The organism is Cryomorpha ignava (assembly GCF_010686655.1).
GTDB lineage: Bacteria > Bacteroidota > Bacteroidia > Flavobacteriales_D > Cryomorphaceae > Cryomorpha > Cryomorpha ignava.
In genome coordinates, this window is the sequence record NZ_JAAGVY010000014.1 from 1 (window position 1) to 16,452 (window position 16,452).

Annotated in this window: 17 protein-coding genes; 14 read left to right on the forward strand and 3 right to left on the reverse strand. The window is 37.8% G+C overall.

All coding sequences use genetic code 11. From position 1 onward, the window contains the following. Positions 1–299: 299 nt before the first annotated feature. The gene (locus tag G3O08_RS09200; protein ID WP_204336826.1) at positions 300–650 is read right to left on the reverse strand and encodes a transposase; all 351 of its coding nucleotides are present in this window, start codon (positions 648–650) and stop codon (positions 300–302) included. Positions 651–833: 183 nt separating this feature from the next. Here G3O08_RS09200 and G3O08_RS21475 point away from each other — a divergent pair, with 183 nt between their 5' ends. Further along, positions 834–962 (forward strand): hypothetical protein, encoded by a 129-nt coding sequence (locus G3O08_RS21475; RefSeq protein ID WP_262888945.1) that lies wholly within the window; start codon positions 834–836, stop codon positions 960–962. 260 nt (positions 963–1,222) lie between these two features. Here the strand turns inward: G3O08_RS21475 and G3O08_RS09205 are convergent, their stop codons facing one another. Continuing rightward, positions 1,223–1,876, reverse strand: a complete 654-nt coding sequence (locus G3O08_RS09205; RefSeq protein WP_163285074.1) for a helix-turn-helix domain-containing protein — start codon at positions 1,874–1,876, stop codon at positions 1,223–1,225. A gap of 193 nt (positions 1,877–2,069) precedes the next feature. Between G3O08_RS09205 and G3O08_RS09210 the strand changes: the two genes are divergently transcribed. The 13 genes from G3O08_RS09210 (at position 2,070) to G3O08_RS09270 (ending at position 15,540) form a co-directional block, all read left to right on the forward strand. Beyond that, positions 2,070–2,465: a type III secretion system chaperone family protein gene (locus G3O08_RS09210; protein ID WP_163285075.1), complete on the forward strand. Its 396-nt coding sequence runs from the start codon at positions 2,070–2,072 to the stop codon at positions 2,463–2,465. Positions 2,466–2,476: 11 nt separating this feature from the next. Then, entirely contained in the window at positions 2,477–3,190 is a 714-nt protein-coding gene (locus G3O08_RS09215; protein ID WP_163285076.1) for a PspA/IM30 family protein, read from the forward strand. Between the two features lie 39 nt (positions 3,191–3,229). Further along, a complete protein-coding gene (locus G3O08_RS09220) occupies positions 3,230–3,877 on the forward strand; it encodes an OB-fold-containig protein (protein WP_163285077.1) in 648 nt (215 codons plus the stop codon). Between the two features lie 16 nt (positions 3,878–3,893). Next, positions 3,894–6,029, forward strand: a complete 2,136-nt coding sequence (locus G3O08_RS09225) for a flotillin family protein (RefSeq protein ID WP_317164051.1) — start codon at positions 3,894–3,896, stop codon at positions 6,027–6,029. Positions 6,030–6,289: 260 nt separating this feature from the next. Beyond that, on the forward strand, positions 6,290–11,182 hold the full coding sequence (locus tag G3O08_RS09230; RefSeq protein WP_163285079.1) for a DNA repair ATPase: 4,893 nt from the start codon (positions 6,290–6,292) through the stop codon (positions 11,180–11,182). 82 nt (positions 11,183–11,264) lie between these two features. Then, positions 11,265–11,651, forward strand: a complete 387-nt coding sequence (locus G3O08_RS09235) for a hypothetical protein (protein ID WP_163285080.1) — start codon at positions 11,265–11,267, stop codon at positions 11,649–11,651. Between the two features lie 314 nt (positions 11,652–11,965). Continuing rightward, the gene (locus tag G3O08_RS09240) at positions 11,966–12,145 is read left to right on the forward strand and encodes a hypothetical protein (protein WP_163285081.1); all 180 of its coding nucleotides are present in this window, start codon (positions 11,966–11,968) and stop codon (positions 12,143–12,145) included. Between the two features lie 246 nt (positions 12,146–12,391). Then, positions 12,392–12,523, forward strand: a complete 132-nt coding sequence (locus G3O08_RS21480; protein ID WP_262888946.1) for a hypothetical protein — start codon at positions 12,392–12,394, stop codon at positions 12,521–12,523. A 327-nt stretch (positions 12,524–12,850) separates the two neighbouring features. Then, entirely contained in the window at positions 12,851–13,309 is a 459-nt protein-coding gene (locus G3O08_RS09250; RefSeq protein ID WP_163285082.1) for an excisionase family DNA-binding protein, read from the forward strand. Beyond that, positions 13,306–13,647 (forward strand): PIN domain-containing protein, encoded by a 342-nt coding sequence (locus G3O08_RS20900; protein ID WP_204336827.1) that lies wholly within the window; start codon positions 13,306–13,308, stop codon positions 13,645–13,647. The genes G3O08_RS09250 and G3O08_RS20900 overlap by 4 nt, the downstream gene beginning before the upstream one ends. A 413-nt stretch (positions 13,648–14,060) precedes the next feature. Next, positions 14,061–14,609, forward strand: a complete 549-nt coding sequence (locus G3O08_RS09260; RefSeq protein WP_163285083.1) for a GNAT family N-acetyltransferase — start codon at positions 14,061–14,063, stop codon at positions 14,607–14,609. A gap of 58 nt (positions 14,610–14,667) precedes the next feature. Next, complete coding sequence (locus tag G3O08_RS09265; protein WP_317164054.1) at positions 14,668–15,084, forward strand: TerB family tellurite resistance protein; 417 nt, start codon at positions 14,668–14,670, stop codon at positions 15,082–15,084. Positions 15,085–15,153: 69 nt separating this feature from the next. Beyond that, positions 15,154–15,540: a hypothetical protein gene (locus G3O08_RS09270; RefSeq protein ID WP_163285085.1), complete on the forward strand. Its 387-nt coding sequence runs from the start codon at positions 15,154–15,156 to the stop codon at positions 15,538–15,540. Between the two features lie 290 nt (positions 15,541–15,830). On the opposite strand, the gene G3O08_RS09275 is transcribed toward G3O08_RS09270, so the two are convergent. After that, a complete protein-coding gene (locus G3O08_RS09275) occupies positions 15,831–16,331 on the reverse strand; it encodes a SixA phosphatase family protein (protein WP_204336828.1) in 501 nt (166 codons plus the stop codon). Between the last annotated feature and the right edge of the window lie 121 nt (positions 16,332–16,452).

Here is a 16,452-nt window from a genome sequence, read left to right on the forward strand (position 1 = left end):
CACATATACCCATGAAAGCGCAAGTAGCTGTGCAACGAAAACTACTCATTCTTGTTTATACGCTTTGCAAAAAAGATCAAGAGTATGAACCAGACTATTTTAATAAAAAAATAGCCCAAGCAGAAGCTCAGGCTACACAGGATAAACTCAAGAAGAGTCTTCCTTTGGAAGTGTAAATATACGACATAAAAAAATGTCGAAATAAATTTGGATTTTTACACAGTACCTGAAAGGGTGACATAAATCAACGAGTAGAGAAAGCAAAGCGAAACTGCGTCGTAAATCTATTAAAAACACGCCTAATCCCACAAATACCTTTCATCATACTCAACATTGTCTCTCTCTAAAATTCTCAAAAACTCTTCTTTAAACGTAACATTCAAATGATGTTCATGCTGATTTGAAATATATTCTACAACTCCAGCAACATGACTGGGGCTGACAGAAAATGCACCATATCCATCTTGCCAGAAAAAATTGTAAAACGGATCGCCTTTTTCTTTTATCCATTTTGAAGAGTGAGATTTAAGCTCTTGAAGGAATTTTTCCAATGTGATTTTCTTCGATAACATACAAAGTACATGAACATGATCGAGGTGCCCACCAATTTTAATGGTTGTACATCCCAGATTGTTACAGATTCCGCCCAAATAACTGTGCTAAAAATGATGTGGGTGTATTGATTTACGAGTGACTGTCCCAAGGTTGTATATTTTAGATGAAATAGTAATGACAATTACAATTGAATTTACAAATTATAATTAATTACCAGAATAATAATTCGATCAAAAAACAAAATTCTTGTTGATGCGATAAAACATTGCACAAATTAGATGGAGAGATGCCGCCCTTTTGACGGAAAGGAATTCGTATGGACAGGGCTTTACCTGGTGGGGAATTTTATCGATGGGTTGCACCCATCGCTTTTAAATATCGCCCTTTCAGGGCTTCAATTTACTTGAGAATCTGTATAGCTGATTTCTTTCATCTCTTTTATATGTCACTCTTCTGACCGACGACTTTGAGGGAATGCCTATGCAAGGGAATCCATATGGATTATTTAAATATGTAAGCGCTTTAAAACTAAAGTGTGAAAACACACAATCAAATCTACTTATATAAAAGACCCAACTCACGCCTTAACTATTTTTAGAGGCGACGAACATTATGCCAGTATTAAATCTGCTATGAACTAAATCTTCGCTGTCTTCATTTTCATCATCTACTTCCCCAACAAACCTTCCATCGCAATCTCCAACTTATTCAACCTTTCTTCAATAGAAAAAGTAGAAATGGCATTCATCTCTTCAATTTTTTGAAAAACTCTAAAAAGCCTTTTGGTCTTCGATTTCGTAATTTGATTCCCGTTTTCTATTGTGGTTATTTTCTTATCAATACTTAGATATACCCCGTTTTCTGAAATGATATTCTGTTCGGTGCACAGTAAAATAGTGCCGGAATGAAGGTTGGTATTTATGTTTTCATTTACTTCAATTGCCAGTTCTCCTTGCACAAAGTGCTTTGGGAACTTGAAGGTTGGAAAGTTTGACATGCTCTCCTTCTTTAAAAAGCTATCCCAGTTGCGCGCAGATACAATAGGTATGGAAACGGTTTCTAGAGCAGAATTATTCACAATAAAATTCTGTAAGTTGAATTTTGCATACTCATTTACGGTAAGTTCCATTGTAATGAGCTTTTCGAGCGGAATGTTGAAATATTTAGCAATTTTAATCGCCACATCCATCTTGGGTTCTGCTCTATTTTCTTCATATGCACTTATACTAGCGCGAGTCAAGTCAAATAAGTTAGCAAAGTCAGACTGACTCAATCCCTTGATTGTTCGTATCTTTCGAATATTCTTCCCTATTGAACTCATAATATTGCTAATAATTTGTACATTTGCTAAAAATGTGTTAATATTGTCACGTAAAATTAGCAACAAGTATATGGAAAAATAAAAAAAGAATCAAAAACTTAACTCTCTGACATAATATTATTTGCTTTCCTTTAGGGAAATAATAAATTTACAGCATAGAGAGTAATCAAACTAAAATTTAAAACGATTAATAATGAAAGACGATTTCAATAAAGTAAAAAACTACATTCTCGATCTGGGTCATTCCATCACAAAGGAAGATGAAGCGGATGGTTTATTGGTAATAGACGACGAAGGTTTGGGAATTAAAAATCTCGTAATAGGCCTTGCCGATTCTATATTGATAATGGAGCAGTACATTTTGGAGCTAAAACATGCGCCAAAAGAAACGTACATCGAATTATTAAAGAAAAACAGGGACATTATTCACGGAGCCTTTGTATTGGATGAATCAGGTCAAAAGTTGATTTTCAGAGATACACTTCAAATGGAGAATCTCGATCAGAATGAACTTGAAGGCTCTATCAATTCACTTACTTTATTGCTTTCAGAATTTTCAGAACAGCTTATTGGCTACTCTAAACACTAAAACGTTAAACGATGAATTTTTTAAAAAGATTATTTAAAATAGGACAAGCCGAAACACATTCGGCAATAGATAAATTGGAAGATCCAATTAAACTTACAGAGCAAGGTATTCGCGATATGAAGGAAAATCTTTCTAAGAGCTTGCAGGCTTTAGCAGAAGTTAAAGCAATGGCTATTCGCGCCAGAAACGATAATGAAACTTATACTGATAATGCAACGGACTATCAGGAAAAAGCAATGCTTTTGCTTCAACGCGCTGAAAAAGGAGAGCTTGAAGGTGCAGAAGCAGATCGCCTGGCAACTGAAGCTTTGATGAAAAAAGCAGAAAACTCGAAAATGGCAGAGACTTCACTTACTGAAAAAGATAGATTTGAAAAGTCGGTTGTGCAACTTGAAGGAAATGTAAAGACCATTAAAACCAATATTGGCAAATGGGAAGCTGAATTAAAAACGCTGAAAGCACGCGTAAAAGTGAGCAACGCAACAAAGAGTTTAAACAAGCAATTGGCTCAAATTGACTCTACCGATACGGTTTCTTTGCTTGAGCGCATGAAAGAAAAGGTAGCTCAGGAAGAAGCTTTGGCAGAATCTTACGGCGAAATTGCAAATGAAAGCAGAAGTATTGATGAAGATATCGACAAAGCGCTTGAAGGAAGCGTGGCCAGTAAAGCTCAAGATGAATTGGCAGATTTGAAAGCAAAAATGTCAAAAGGGAAGTTAAATTAGAATGAGCTTAGAAAAAGGTAATCTTAATTATAAAAAAGCATGATAGAATTATTCCATGCTACCTTTTCGCCTGTGAATATCATTCCGGCCATTATACTCACTTTCGTGGTGTGCTATTGGTTACTGATCATTTTCGGTGCCTTGGATATTAATTCCTTTGATGTTGAGGTTGATCTTGATGCCGATATGGACATTGATGCCGATGGTGGCACGTCAGAATTTTCGGTTTCGTGGTTAAACAACGTTTTGTCATTCTTCAATATCGACAAGATTCCATTGATGATTTTTCTGACTTTCACAGCCATTCCGCTTTGGGCAATAGCAGTAATGGTCAATCATATACTGGGTAACGAATCGTTTTTGCTATCGCTGCTTTTCCTTATTCCAGAGTTTATTCTCAGCGTTTTAATCGCAAAGCCGTTGACCATTCCGTTTGTGAAAATATTTAGCAAACTGAATGAACCGACTGAACAAAATGCAAATTTACTTGGGAAAATGGGCAAAGTGGTTATTAGTGCATCAGATTTGAAAATGGGACAAGCTGATGTGAATATCGATGGATCGAGCTATCGCTTGAACATCAAAACAAAAAATGGAAAAATAATGCGTGGCGAAAGTTTGCTTATCGTCAATTTCTCAGAGCTGGACAAATGCTACATAGTTGAGCCTTATGAATCAATCAATTAAAAAATAAAAAATGGAAATGTTAGGTAATATCGGCTTCGGGATAGTCATCTTAGTCGTAATAGTCATCATCGGAATTATCGTGATGATTTCAAGATGGTACAAAAAAGCATCGCAAGGACAAGCGATTGTGAGAACCGGGGTGGGTGGAACAAGAGTTTCCTTCAATGGAATTTTAATCGTTCCCGTTTTGCACCGAATGGAAACAATGGATATTTCATTAAAAGCCATTCAAATCGAAAGAGCCGGTGCGGCAGGATTGGTTTGTAGAGATAACATCAGAGCCGACATCAAGGTTGCGTTCTTCATCCGTGTAAACAAAACGCTTGAAGATGTAATTCAGGTGGCGCAATCTGTAGGCTGTATTCGTTCGTCAGATCCCGCAGCACTAAACGATCTTTTTGACGCAAAATTTTCGGAAGCGCTTAAAACCATTGGTAAGAAGTTCGATTTTGTTGACTTGTACAATAAACGCGACGAATTTAGAGAAGAGATCGTCAATATTATCGGTACCGATTTGAATGGTTTCATTCTCGACGATGCCGCGATTGACTATTTGGAACAAACGCCGCTTTCGCAAATGGATGAAAGTAATATTCTCGACGCGGAAGGTATCAAGAAGATTATCAGCATTACGTCGCGAGAGAAAATTCAGTCGAACCAAATTGAGAGAGACAGACAAAAAACAATTAGAAAGCAAGATGTTGAAGCGCAAGAAGCCATTCTGGAGCTCGACAAACAACTTGCAGAGAAGGAAGAAAAGCAAAAACGGGAAATTGCGAATATAAAATCGCGCGAAGAAGCCGAGATTGCTAAAGTACAGCAAGAAGAGACTCTGAAATCGGAAAGATCGCGCATTATAACCGAAGAAGAAATTCAAATTTCGGAACAGAATAAAGAGCGTGAAATAATTGTAGCATCAAAGAATAAAGAAAGAACTTCCGCTGTTGAAACAGAGAGAATTGAGAAGGACAGATTGCTGGAAGTTACCGAGAGAGAGCGTATTGTAACGCTGGCGCAGATTGCGAAAGAGAAAGCAATTGAAACCCAGAAGCGTGATATTCAGGAAGTCATTCGGGAGCGTGTGGCGATTGAAAAAACGGTGGTTGATGAAGAAGAAAACATCAAGGACACTCGTGCAAGAGCTCTGGCCAATCGCGAGAAATTAGTCGCTGTCACCAAAGCGGAAGAATCTGCGGAAGCGGCACTTGTAGAGAAAATTAAAGCAGCTGAAGCAGCCAACCAGGCGGCAGAATTTACGGCAAAGCAAGTCATTATTGAAGCTCAGGCCGAAGAAGAATCTTCCATAAAGCGTGCAGCAGCCATGAAAACCATGGCCGATGCCGAAGCGGCCAGGGAAGCAGCTCACGGAATAGCCGAAGCACAAGTAATGGAAGCGAAAGCCACTGCAAGACAGAAAGAAGGAGATGCGGAAGCCGCAGTAATTGAAGCACGCGCTATGGCTGAAGCCAAAGAAATTCAAGCGAAACAACATGCACGAGCCATTTCCGATTTGGAAATAGGTAAAGCCGAAGCTGAAGTAATCGAAGCAAAAGCGGTAGCCGAACAGAAAAAAGGACTTGCAGAAGCTGTGGTGAGCAAAGAGAAGTACGATGTGGAGGCAGAAGGAATTCACAAGAAAGCCGATGCCATGAAAAAATTGGACGGCGTTGGAAAAGATCACGAAGAATTCAAGTTGCGATTGGATAAAGAGAAATCGGTTGAATTGGCTCAAATCAGCATCCAGAAAGATATAGCAGATGCTCAGGCCGAAGTTATTTCGAATGCGTTGAAAACTGCAAAAATCGATATTGTTGGTGGTGAAGCTGTATTCTTTGATAAGATTATTAGCGCCATTTCAAATGGAAAATCGGTGGAGCGTATGATTGACAACAGCGGTACTTTGGGTCAATTGAAAACCCAATTGCTTGATGGTATCGATGGCTCTACATTGAAAGAGAAGATTGGAAGTTTGGTAGATCAGTTTGGAATTTCATCTGACGATTTGAAGAACCTTTCGGTAAGCGCATTGATTTTTAAAATGATGCAAGAGAATAGCGATGATAAGCAGCAAGGGGTTTTAAACTCGTTGCTTTCGGCGGCGAAGGCCGCGGGAATTGGTGAAAAGACGCCGCATAGTTTGGGGATTAAGTAATGTCTGTCCAGAAAGCCCGCTATCGGCGTTGCACTTGAATTGAAAACAGTCATTGACAAATGTCAACTCCTTGCTTTTCAATTCTGCGTGCGCCTTGCTATCGAACTTTCTGACTCAGACATTTGAGTGCGTTGACATACCCAGAAATTAGACTGTAGTGAGTAAGTTATTTAAGGTAAAGTGTTTCAAATTTCGGAATACTTTACCCTTTATTATTCGGATTAGAATTCGTGAAAATCAATATTTAGTGAACTAAACAAATGCAAGAAGAGCAAGAAAATACAGAAGAGCCGGGCACCGTTTTAGAGCAGGGAACTTACGAGATCATCAAAGATCGACTGTTAAAGCAGGGCGATATTTTACGTTCGAAGCTGGATAAGCTCAACGAAGCCAGAAAAGATGTGTTTGGTGCTATTGAAACGACTTTGCTCACCACAGAGCGCATTACCACAGAAAACAATTGTGTACCACGGGACATGGTTGCGATAGCCGATAATTTCATTTTTGGCTATAACGTTTTTATGGGCTTGAAATCGGTTACGCTTTTAACGGATGTTTTTAACATTTATGAATATAAAGACCGGAGTTTTATTAAGAAGGACTTGGAGCTGATTAACAACCAGTCTTTTATTCGCGACTTTGAAAATCTATACAAATACTATAAGCAAACACAGTTTGCAAAGTTCGCTGTAACCGGCCCGTTTCTCTACATTATTTTTAAAATTGGTGACAACGAAACCGACATCAAAGTTTTTAAATGGCAGATTGATGGCAATGCTTTAATTTATTCGGAAGATAGGGCTGCGAATGAATTTAGTTTTCCCGATCAGCAGCAGTTTCGATGGAAGAAAACGACGCGCGATATGTTTCGTGACGGGCTACACCCGCATATTTCTATTGAAGATCAAATTTTCGTAGAAACCGTTGGCGGCGATTTGACTATTAAAATAGAAGACAATACTGAAGATGGGAAGGGGATTTTTAACGAGCCGGTTGAATACAAAGACCAGGTGCTGCACGATGCTGAAATTCTTTACTCTATCGTTGGAAATTTGATTTTTCTGAAGATCAAACCTTATAAGGAAAACACGTTTCGGTACATTATATACAACAAGAAAATTCAGCAGGCTATGCGTGTTGATGATATTGAGAATGCGTGCGTTTTGCTGCCCGAAGACTATGGTGTGATTTTCCCGAAAGGATATTATTTACAAACCGGCGAATCCAAAATATTCAATACCGATTTGAATTCGATGCTTTACGAAAAGACCATTGAATCGCCCAACGGAGAAGATTTTCTATATATTTTTTACAATAGAAAATCGGGAACTTACATTTTGCTTTCGTATAATTTAATTTCGCAAACTGTTGCCAACCCTGTTATTTGCCACGGCTATTCCATTTTCGGCAGTGGCGAGATGTGCTATTTTAAGGGCGAAAATGAAGCTCAGAAACATCATGCTATTCAGATTTGGCAAACACCTTATTTATTAGATGTTGCCGACTTTGTTGGAAAAGAAGATTCCTTTTTATCCAAAATTGGAAATAAGGACATTGTGAAGGGAATGGCGGAGAGTAATGAAGTGCTAAGCCTGATACATAAAAAGGACTCTTACGCCAATCTTTACATCGATATTGTAAGGAAAGTAACGGGTATTGTCGATTCGTTTTATTGGCTTGATAAAAAGGAAGCGTTTAATTTGAGTGCTACGCTTGCTGAAATCAGAACCGTTGCAGATTCTGCCATTAATGAGTTTGAGAAAGTCATTAAAATCAAGAAGAATACGCAAGAAGAATTTAAACGTGTAGAAGTGGAGGTTACCGCTTTGATGCGCGCGTTGAAAATTGCGAAATTCAAGGATATTGATGAATTTGTGAAGCTCTTGGCTGAAATTAGAAACATTCGCGGACAGGTAATGAGCCTGACCGATTTGCGCTATATAAACGAAGCGGCCATTGAGAATTACGAAGAAAAGCTAAAGGCCGAAAATGAGAAGCTCTCGCAGAAATGCGTCAAGTTTTTGTTGAAAAAGGAAGCTTTATCTTATTATGAAACCAAGGTGAAAGAGCTAAGCGATTCTGTTCATAAACTCACCAAAGTAGTTGAAGCCAATGAGCTGGAAGAAGATGTATTGAAAACATCGAAAGAGCTTGAAATGCTGATTGAGATTGTGAGTAATCTCAAGATCGAAGATGCGACCCAAACTACTACTATAATCAATAATATTTCAGAAATATACGCTTCGTTCAATCAAATAAATGCCGCACTTAAAAGAAAGCGAAAAGAGCTGTTTTTGGTGGAAGGCGAAGCCGAATTTCATTCCCAGTTAAAACTAATCAGCCAGGGAATCATCAATTATCTCGACATTTCTGATACTACAGAAAAGTGTGAAGAATATTTAACCAAGCTGATGATTCAGCTGGAAGAGCTTGAAGGCAAATTCAGTGAATTTGATGAATTTTTAGATAAGATAAGCGAGAAGCGCACAGAAGTTTACAATGCCTTTGAAGCGAGAAAAGTGCAGCTCATTGAGAAGAAAAACAAGCGTACTTCTGCCTTGCAGGCTTCTGCCGATAGAATTTTGGCAGGAGTGAAGCATAGGCTGGAAGGAATGGAAAATATGGATGCCATTAATGGATACATGGCGTCTGACCTGATGGTAGATAAGTTGCGAAATATTGTTCAGGAATTGATTGGCCTTGGCGATACCGTGAAGGCAGATGAAGTGCAAGGAAAGCTAAAGTCAACACAAGAAGATGCCATTAGACAGCTTAAAGACAAGACTGATCTTTACGATGGCGAAAACCTTATTTCTTTCGGAAAGCACAAATTTTCGGTCAATAATCAATTGCTCGACCTTACGATTGTGCCGCGAAGTAATGCCATGTTTTACCACGTAACCGGAACCAACTTTTTTGAAGAGATTAAAGATCCGAAGTTCCTGGCTACCCGTGAAGTCTGGGATCAAGAGTTGATTTCTGAAAATAATACAGTGTATCGATCAGAATATTTGGCCTTATTACTTTTTAATGCCATTTCAAATTCAAAAAACTTTACGCTAAAAGATGCTGCACGCTGGCCAGATGAGCGGATGGAAAGTTTCATTGCTGAATTCGTTGCTCCGCGCTATGACGAAGGCTACAGCAAGGGCGTTCACGATGAAGACGCAGCTCTTATTTTGTGGGAACTCTTAGACATGACCACCAAAGGCGGCGTGTTGAAATACGATCCAAAAGCCAGAGTAGGAGCTATCTATTTCTGGAATTTATACTTGAACAAAGAAAAAAGACAAAGCTTAAACAGCGAAATAAAGGGCGCCGGAATAATCCTGAAAGCTTTTCCAAATTCGAATGCGTTTAGCGACTTGATTGGAAAAATTGAAAGCTTAATGATTGACTTTTCAAATCAGCAATCTGTTTTCCTTCAGGAGAATGTAAAAGATGCAGCCAGTTATTTATTTGCCGAATTAGCTGACAACGGCATTTTTAGCGTTAGCAAAGGCGCAAGCGATTTTAAAACCGAATTTCAAAAGAACTTAAAAGAGAACAAGCAGGAGAAAAACTATCAGGATTCGATTGATTCCATAGATTCTCCAGAAGGGAAATTTACGCTGATAAGAAGTTGGTTGCTCGCTTTCGCGGAAACGCAAACAGGTAATTTTGACACAATTATTGATGAAACAGCTCTTGTTTTGGCCGAAAGCGATCAGGAATTCAAATTGGTTGATGCGTCACTAAACGTTTCTATCGAAGGCATTCAAGGTGAGCACTCCAGAATTGCTAATGGCGAATTAATCGTTGATTACCATAATTATAATAATCGATTAAGAAATTTTCATGCTAAAACAGTACCAGCTTTTCAGCAATTTAAGGAATTGAAAAAAGAATTAATTGATACTTATCGTGAAGAGCTGAAGCTAAATGAGTTGAAGCCGCGAGTGATGAACTCTTTTGTACGCAATGAATTGATCAATAAGGTTTATCTGCCAATGATTGGCGATAACCTGGCAAAGCAAATAGGAACGGCCGATGCCAATAAGCGAACAGATTTGATGGGTATGCTGCTACTGATTTCTCCGCCGGGATATGGTAAAACCACGCTGATGGAATATATTGCCAGCAGGCTGGGTGTGATTTTTCTGAAAATTAACGGCCCGGCAATTGGGCATGAAGTTACATCGCTCGACCCAACAGATGCGCCCAACGCGGGAGCGCGAGAAGAAATTGAAAAGCTGAATCTCGGTTTGGAAATGGGCGATAATGTGATGATTTATCTCGATGATATTCAGCATTGCAACCCCGAGTTTCTACAGAAGTTTATCTCCCTTTGCGATGCCCAGCGAAAGATAGAAGGCGTTTACAAAGGAAAGAGCAAGACCTATGACTTGCGCGGAAAGAAAGTCTCGGTAGTAATGGCCGGAAATCCATATACCGAAAGCGGCGACAAATTCAAGATTCCGGATATGCTTGCCAATAGAGCCGACATTTACAATCTGGGCGATATTCTGGGCGGAAACAAACGGGCTTTCGAATTGAGCTATATTGAAAACAGTTTGACATCGAATTCCACTTTGCGCAAACTGTCCGGAAAGAGCCAGCAAGATCTCTACACATTTATTCAGATCGCCGAAACCGGCGAGAGTGAAGGACTTGATTTTGAGTCAAACCACTCTGCCGAAGACATTGCTGATTATGTGAACACTTTAAAGAAGCTCATTCAAATTAGGGATGTCGTTTTAAAAGTAAATCAACAATACATTCAGTCGGCAGCGATGGAAGAGCAATACCGTATGGAGCCTTCGTTTAAGTTGCAGGGCTCGTACCGAAATATGAATAAAATGGCCGAGAGAGTCGTACCGATAATGAATGAAGATGAGCTGAAAACGCTCATCATGAACAACTACGAAAACGAATCTCAAACATTGACAACCAGCGCCGAGGCAAACTTATTAAAATTCAAATCGCTTATGGATTGGCAAACACCAGAAGAAGAAAAACGCTGGCAAGAGTTGATTGCTATTTTTCTGAAAAATCAGAAGATGAAGGGTTTTGGGGGTGATAATCAGATTGGTTTGATTTTGAATCAGATGGAGGCGCTTTCGGAGGGGCTGTTTGGTATTAAGAATGTGCTGGCTAAGGGGAAGGGGGAGTGATGATTTTGAGATTTAGAGCGTGGATTTTTACTAATGTTAAAGACGATTTCAAAAATGTGGAATTGATCCTTAATTTTAAAAAATGAGTAGACCATTAAACTTAAACAGTCAAGGAGAAGTAGTCAACTTAAAAGAAGGCAGATACGGAGTTTACATACTTGGTGGATTTGGAATTAGTCTTGGTCATTTCTCAATTTCACTTAAACATATAGGAAAAAATGAAGAGATTAAAAGTGTGAAAGCCTTTTGGCCAGTACAAACTTTTGTCAATGGAGAAAGAGCGAAAAAAATATTTATTATAAATGTGATTAAATCAGGACAATATGAAGTGATATTCCATAATCCCAAAACTGTAGAAGTGAAAAGCTCAAATTTACTAACTAGTTCGTTTTTCAATAGCCCATTGTTAAATGATAATTTGGAAGTAATATTTACAAAAAAGCTGGTGCCTTTCGGTTTCGTAAAATAGAAATACACATACTTGTCTTTCAACTTGATGGAATATGGATTTAGAACGCTTTTTACAGAAATTTCGAATCTAAGTTGAAAAACTATTGACCAAGGTAAAAAACATATTACTGATTGTCCTGCTTATTATAATCGGTATTCCTTTGTTTATTCTGGCAATTCCGTTTATGATCCTAGTTGTTATTATTGGATATTTTCAACGGAAAAAATATTCGAAGTTTTTAAGTGACAACAACGGTAAAAATTTCTTAAACTCGATAAACCTAAAATACGGATATTCTACAATAGACATCAGATCACCAAAAGAAGTTACACATGGAGACTAATAAAAAGCCAGGCAAAGAATTTCATGCCGTGGAATTTATGAGACAGGTACGTGAAGAAATGACCGAACAGTTCATTGAAGACAGACAAAAATACTTGGAGTATTTGAAAAAATCGATCGCAGATTTTAAAATCAGGCAGGCTAAAGCATTCAATAAGGAAGGGCTATAGACAATGAGGCAATGGTTTAACGTAATGACGAACTAAGTCACAAGACATTCATTACGAAATAAGATAAAGTAGCGATTGAGAGAGATGAATAATTTGACTTTTTATAGCAAATCAGGCTCAAGAGTTAAATCTTGGTTTCAAATAATTCAATTATTTATAGAGTTAAGACACTTCATGCAGCCGAGAATAATCTTATGAAACGGGTAGTTTAAATCTTTGCCGATTTTTATCTTTATTTCAAATCAGATGGCAAAAGGAAGAACATTACAGGTAAAAGAATCTGCAATTACGCTTATCACTCAAACCGAAATCGACTATATCAGCTTGACCGATATGACTTCGACTTTTAGAGTGGATAGCGGTTTAATTGGGAAATAAGATTACCAACAAAAATACGTTGGAAAATTTGGATGTTTGGGAACGCGTAAATAACCAAAGTTTTAATTACCCTGCCATACGGCATTCCTTCGGTCGTCGGGGTAATTGAAATGGAAGCCGGAACAAATAGATTCATAATGTCTGTGCGGCAATGGATTAACAGAGTACAAGCAATTGGATAGATTACGACAAATTGAAGCTAAAGCCCCCGTAAATCACTTTTTATGCTTTTTGACATAAGCTGACTTCTAGTAGCGCTATCGAATATTTCGTTCGTTTCGTCTATTTCGTTTCAAAATTATTCGTATTTTTGGTAAAAGAAAGATTATGGAAGCAATAACAGAACAAACTACAAAGGCGGATCAAAAAATTGCTCTTAACTCTTTGGATGCGTTACTAAATGTTTCGAATAGAGTAAAAGCATCACGAAAAACAGGCGTGAAAATTAAAGTTCAAGAAACTGGTGAGTTCATGACAATACCTAAAAAAGCCTTGGAGCTTCTTTTTTCTATTGTTCAGAACATGTCTGAGGGAAGATCTATTTCTTTAGTTCCTTCTGATTTGGAAGTAAGTACCCAGCAAGCAGCAGACATGCTAAATGTTTCGCGACCTTACTTAGTGAAGTTGATAGAGTCTGGTAATATTCCTTTTAAAAAAATTGGAAGCCATAGAAGAATTCTATTACAAGATATTATTGCCTATCAATCGAAATTAGCGTGCGAGAGAGAAAAACAACTTGATTTTTTAGCAAATCAGGCTCAAGAGTTAAATCTTGGTTATGAATGATTCACTCACCAGTCTTGACGGTTGTGATAGATGCATGTGTTTTGTATCCAGCCCCTATTAGAGACGTTTTACTTTCAATGGCTTTTGAAGGCTTATTTGAACCTAAATGGTCTAGAGCTATTCAGGACGAATGGACAGGAAACCTTTTAATTAACAGGGAAGACTTAAATAAAAAACAACTGGATGGAACAATTCAAGCAATGAATCGTGCTTTTCCTGATTCAAATGTTCTAAATTTTGAAGAGCTTATTCCGAGCTTGTCATTACCAGATAAAGATGATAGGCATGTTTTAGCTTGTGCAATAAAATGCAAGGCAGATTTGATTACAACGTTTTAATTTAATAGATTTCCCATCTAAAACAATTGAGAAGTATGGTATTCAGATTCAAAATCCAGATGAATTGATTTGTAATTTGATTAATATGAACGAAAAAATAGCTTGCAAGGCTTTTGCAAAAATGATTAGTCGCTTAAAAAATCCGCCTAAAACAAAATTTGAAGTGGCAGCAACTTTGAAAAAATGTGGATTGACGAAAAGTTCAAATCGATTGAAAAACTTATGCTGACCGCTAAGGCAAGCACGCTCACGACCGCCGACCGAATGAAGTCCACATGGAGCCTTCGTTTAATTTGCAGGGTTTGTTTGGGATTAAGAATGTGCTGGCTAAGGGGAATGGAGATGAGCGAAGTGAATGAGATAATGGTATACAATAAAAACCTTACAATCAATTATTTAGTTGAAAACAAAAAATGAGATTTAATCCATTTCCCGAAATTAAAACCAAAAGGCTTTCACTTAGAAAAATTCTAGAGTCAGACTGTGACGAAATTCTATTCTTACGTTCAGATAAAACGGTCAATGCATACATTGAAAGAGCTGAGAATAGAAAAACTAAGAATATATCTGATGCAATAAAATTCATCAAGAATACAGCTGAATATCTCGAAACAGGCCGGTCAATCGCTTGGGGAATAACTCTAAATGGCGACTCAGAAATTATTGGAACAATTTGTTTGTGGAATTTTTCTGAGAACAATAAAATTGCCGAAGTTGGATATGATTTGAACCCTAAATTTCAGGGGAAAGGTATTATGAGTGAGACTCTCAGGAAGGTTATCGACTTTGGTTTTAAAGAATTAAAACTTGACAAAATAGAAGCATTCACAAACTCTGAGAATGTACGTTCTACAAAACTGTTAGAAAATAACGGCTTTCGCTTAAACGGGGATCGAAAAGATATAGACAATGACTCAAATATTATATTTGAACTTGATAATACCAGTAGCGAAAATGGATAAGAATAATTAGGCAGTTTGGCTGTGATGTTAAGTCACTAAGCTGCAGTTAAATCACGAAATAAAACAAAAAACAATGATCGGATTAGACGACAAAAAAGGCCACATAGCCGCATTAATAAAATTGGCAAAAGCCGATGGTGTCATTTCACAATACGAATCGAATTTAATTAAAATGATTGCCATAAGAATGGGAATCTCAAGCAACGATTTTAATGAAATCGTAATCAATATCGAGAGTGTCAATTCTTTACCGCCATCAAAAAGAGAAGAAAAAGAAGTGTATTTATACAACCTTTTTATGCTGATGAAGATTGATTTGAAAACCGATCCTGACGAACAAAAAATGTGCGAAGAGCTTGCGCTACGCTTGGGCTTTGGCGTCGATGAAGTAAAAAGATCCGGAGAGTTTATGACAGCGAATCTAAGTGAAGTGACTGATTTTGATGATTTTATAAACGTTTTAAATAACAAGTAGAGCATGAATTATTGGGAAAAGATAGTTGCGTTATTTAGGAGTGAAGACAAAAAACCGCCCATTCCGGGCATGGACGATAAAACATCATTGATTTTGCTCTTGATTAAATTGGCGCAAATAGATGGGCATGTAAACCACTTTGAGCAGATGAACATTCACATGCTTTCAAATACGCTTGGAGTTGACATCAGGGATGTGAACAAATGGCGCGATCAGTTGGAAGATGTGGTATTGGTTTTACCCAAAACCAAAATAGAACGTGTAGATTATTTCTGGCGATTTGTTACCATGATGAATATGGATTTAAATGCCCACCCGAAAGAGCAGAGAATGTGCGTAGAACTTGCCGATGCGCTTGGCTTTAGAAAAAGTAGGGTAGAAGAAGCTATGGCTTTTGCGCTTGATAGGAGAAATGGAGCCATTAAATTTGACGATATGAAGGGAATTTTGGTGTAATATGTTTTCTTAATCCCGCAACTCAATTCATAAAATATATAGGATATCTGAATCTCATCAATCAAGAAATAAATATCATAGCTAAGCCTTGATTGCTGAAAAAATAAGATCAATTCTTAAAAAAAGAAGAACCATGCTCAAAAAGCGTCGTGGAAAAGCATTTCTGAATTCTCAAACCCATTAAGCGAAGAAATAGAAGTAAAACAAGCATCCACTACTTGATATCACCAAATTTCGGCCAAAGTAGTCTTCAAGATTGAACGGCTCTATGCTCTACTGCTGCCTGAATTTCACTTCACAACCTCCCGTTTCGGAAAATCCATATATTCCATTTTCCCTGTGTGGGCAGATACTTCGGCCCAATCGTCAAAATCAAAAGTAATTTTACAAATACCGCAGGTGGGAAGATTCAGTATGCCGGCACCAGTTAAATAATCTGCCAAATCAGTAAATCCGGGATTGTGACCATACATAATCACGGAATTATAACCGTTGTCAAGCCCATTTACTATTATAAGCAATTCGCGTACATGTGCTTCATAGATTTTTGGCTCTTCTTGTATGTCATCAACTGCATAACCCAATTCCTGAGCCATCAACTTTGCTGTAGTAATCGCTCTTTTGGCCGGGCTGCTAATTATCAAATCTATTTCGTGATCGCGTTCAGCAAGTCTTTTGCCCATCATAGGCGCATCATGCATGCCACGTTTGTTAAGCGGTCGATCAAAATCATTCATTTGGCTATCTCCCCAGTCTGATTTTGCATGTCGGTTTAAAAACAAGTGTTTCATTATTTCAAATTATGGCGGTGAACTAAAAGGAATTGAAAGTAAAAACTTTCTCTTTATAAATATACCACAAAAAAAAGCGCAGCACTGATAAAAACAGCAACTGCGCTTAAATGTTTATTCT

Bases quoted from the DNA above. Each gene is read 5' to 3' on its own strand.
- G3O08_RS09215 (WP_163285076.1), top strand. From the start codon at position 2,477: ATGAATTTTTTAAAAAGATTATTTAAAATAGGACAAGCCGAAACACAT.
- G3O08_RS09220 (WP_163285077.1), top strand. From the start codon at position 3,230: ATGATAGAATTATTCCATGCTACCTTTTCGCCTGTGAATATCATTCCG.
- G3O08_RS09210 (WP_163285075.1), top strand. From the start codon at position 2,070: ATGAAAGACGATTTCAATAAAGTAAAAAACTACATTCTCGATCTGGGT.
- G3O08_RS21475 (WP_262888945.1), top strand. From the start codon at position 834: ATGGAGAGATGCCGCCCTTTTGACGGAAAGGAATTCGTATGGACAGGG.
- G3O08_RS09240 (WP_163285081.1), top strand. From the start codon at position 11,966: ATGGAGACTAATAAAAAGCCAGGCAAAGAATTTCATGCCGTGGAATTT.
- G3O08_RS09250 (WP_163285082.1), top strand. From the start codon at position 12,851: ATGGAAGCAATAACAGAACAAACTACAAAGGCGGATCAAAAAATTGCT.
- G3O08_RS09205 (WP_163285074.1), bottom strand. From the start codon at position 1,876: ATGAGTTCAATAGGGAAGAATATTCGAAAGATACGAACAATCAAGGGA.
- G3O08_RS09275 (WP_204336828.1), bottom strand. From the start codon at position 16,331: ATGAAACACTTGTTTTTAAACCGACATGCAAAATCAGACTGGGGAGAT.
- G3O08_RS09270 (WP_163285085.1), top strand. From the start codon at position 15,154: ATGGACGATAAAACATCATTGATTTTGCTCTTGATTAAATTGGCGCAA.
- G3O08_RS09230 (WP_163285079.1), top strand. From the start codon at position 6,290: ATGCAAGAAGAGCAAGAAAATACAGAAGAGCCGGGCACCGTTTTAGAG.
- G3O08_RS20900 (WP_204336827.1), top strand. From the start codon at position 13,306: ATGATTCACTCACCAGTCTTGACGGTTGTGATAGATGCATGTGTTTTG.
- G3O08_RS09260 (WP_163285083.1), top strand. From the start codon at position 14,061: ATGAGATTTAATCCATTTCCCGAAATTAAAACCAAAAGGCTTTCACTT.
- G3O08_RS09225 (WP_317164051.1), top strand. From the start codon at position 3,894: ATGTTAGGTAATATCGGCTTCGGGATAGTCATCTTAGTCGTAATAGTC.
- G3O08_RS09235 (WP_163285080.1), top strand. From the start codon at position 11,265: ATGAGTAGACCATTAAACTTAAACAGTCAAGGAGAAGTAGTCAACTTA.
- G3O08_RS21480 (WP_262888946.1), top strand. From the start codon at position 12,392: ATGGCAAAAGGAAGAACATTACAGGTAAAAGAATCTGCAATTACGCTT.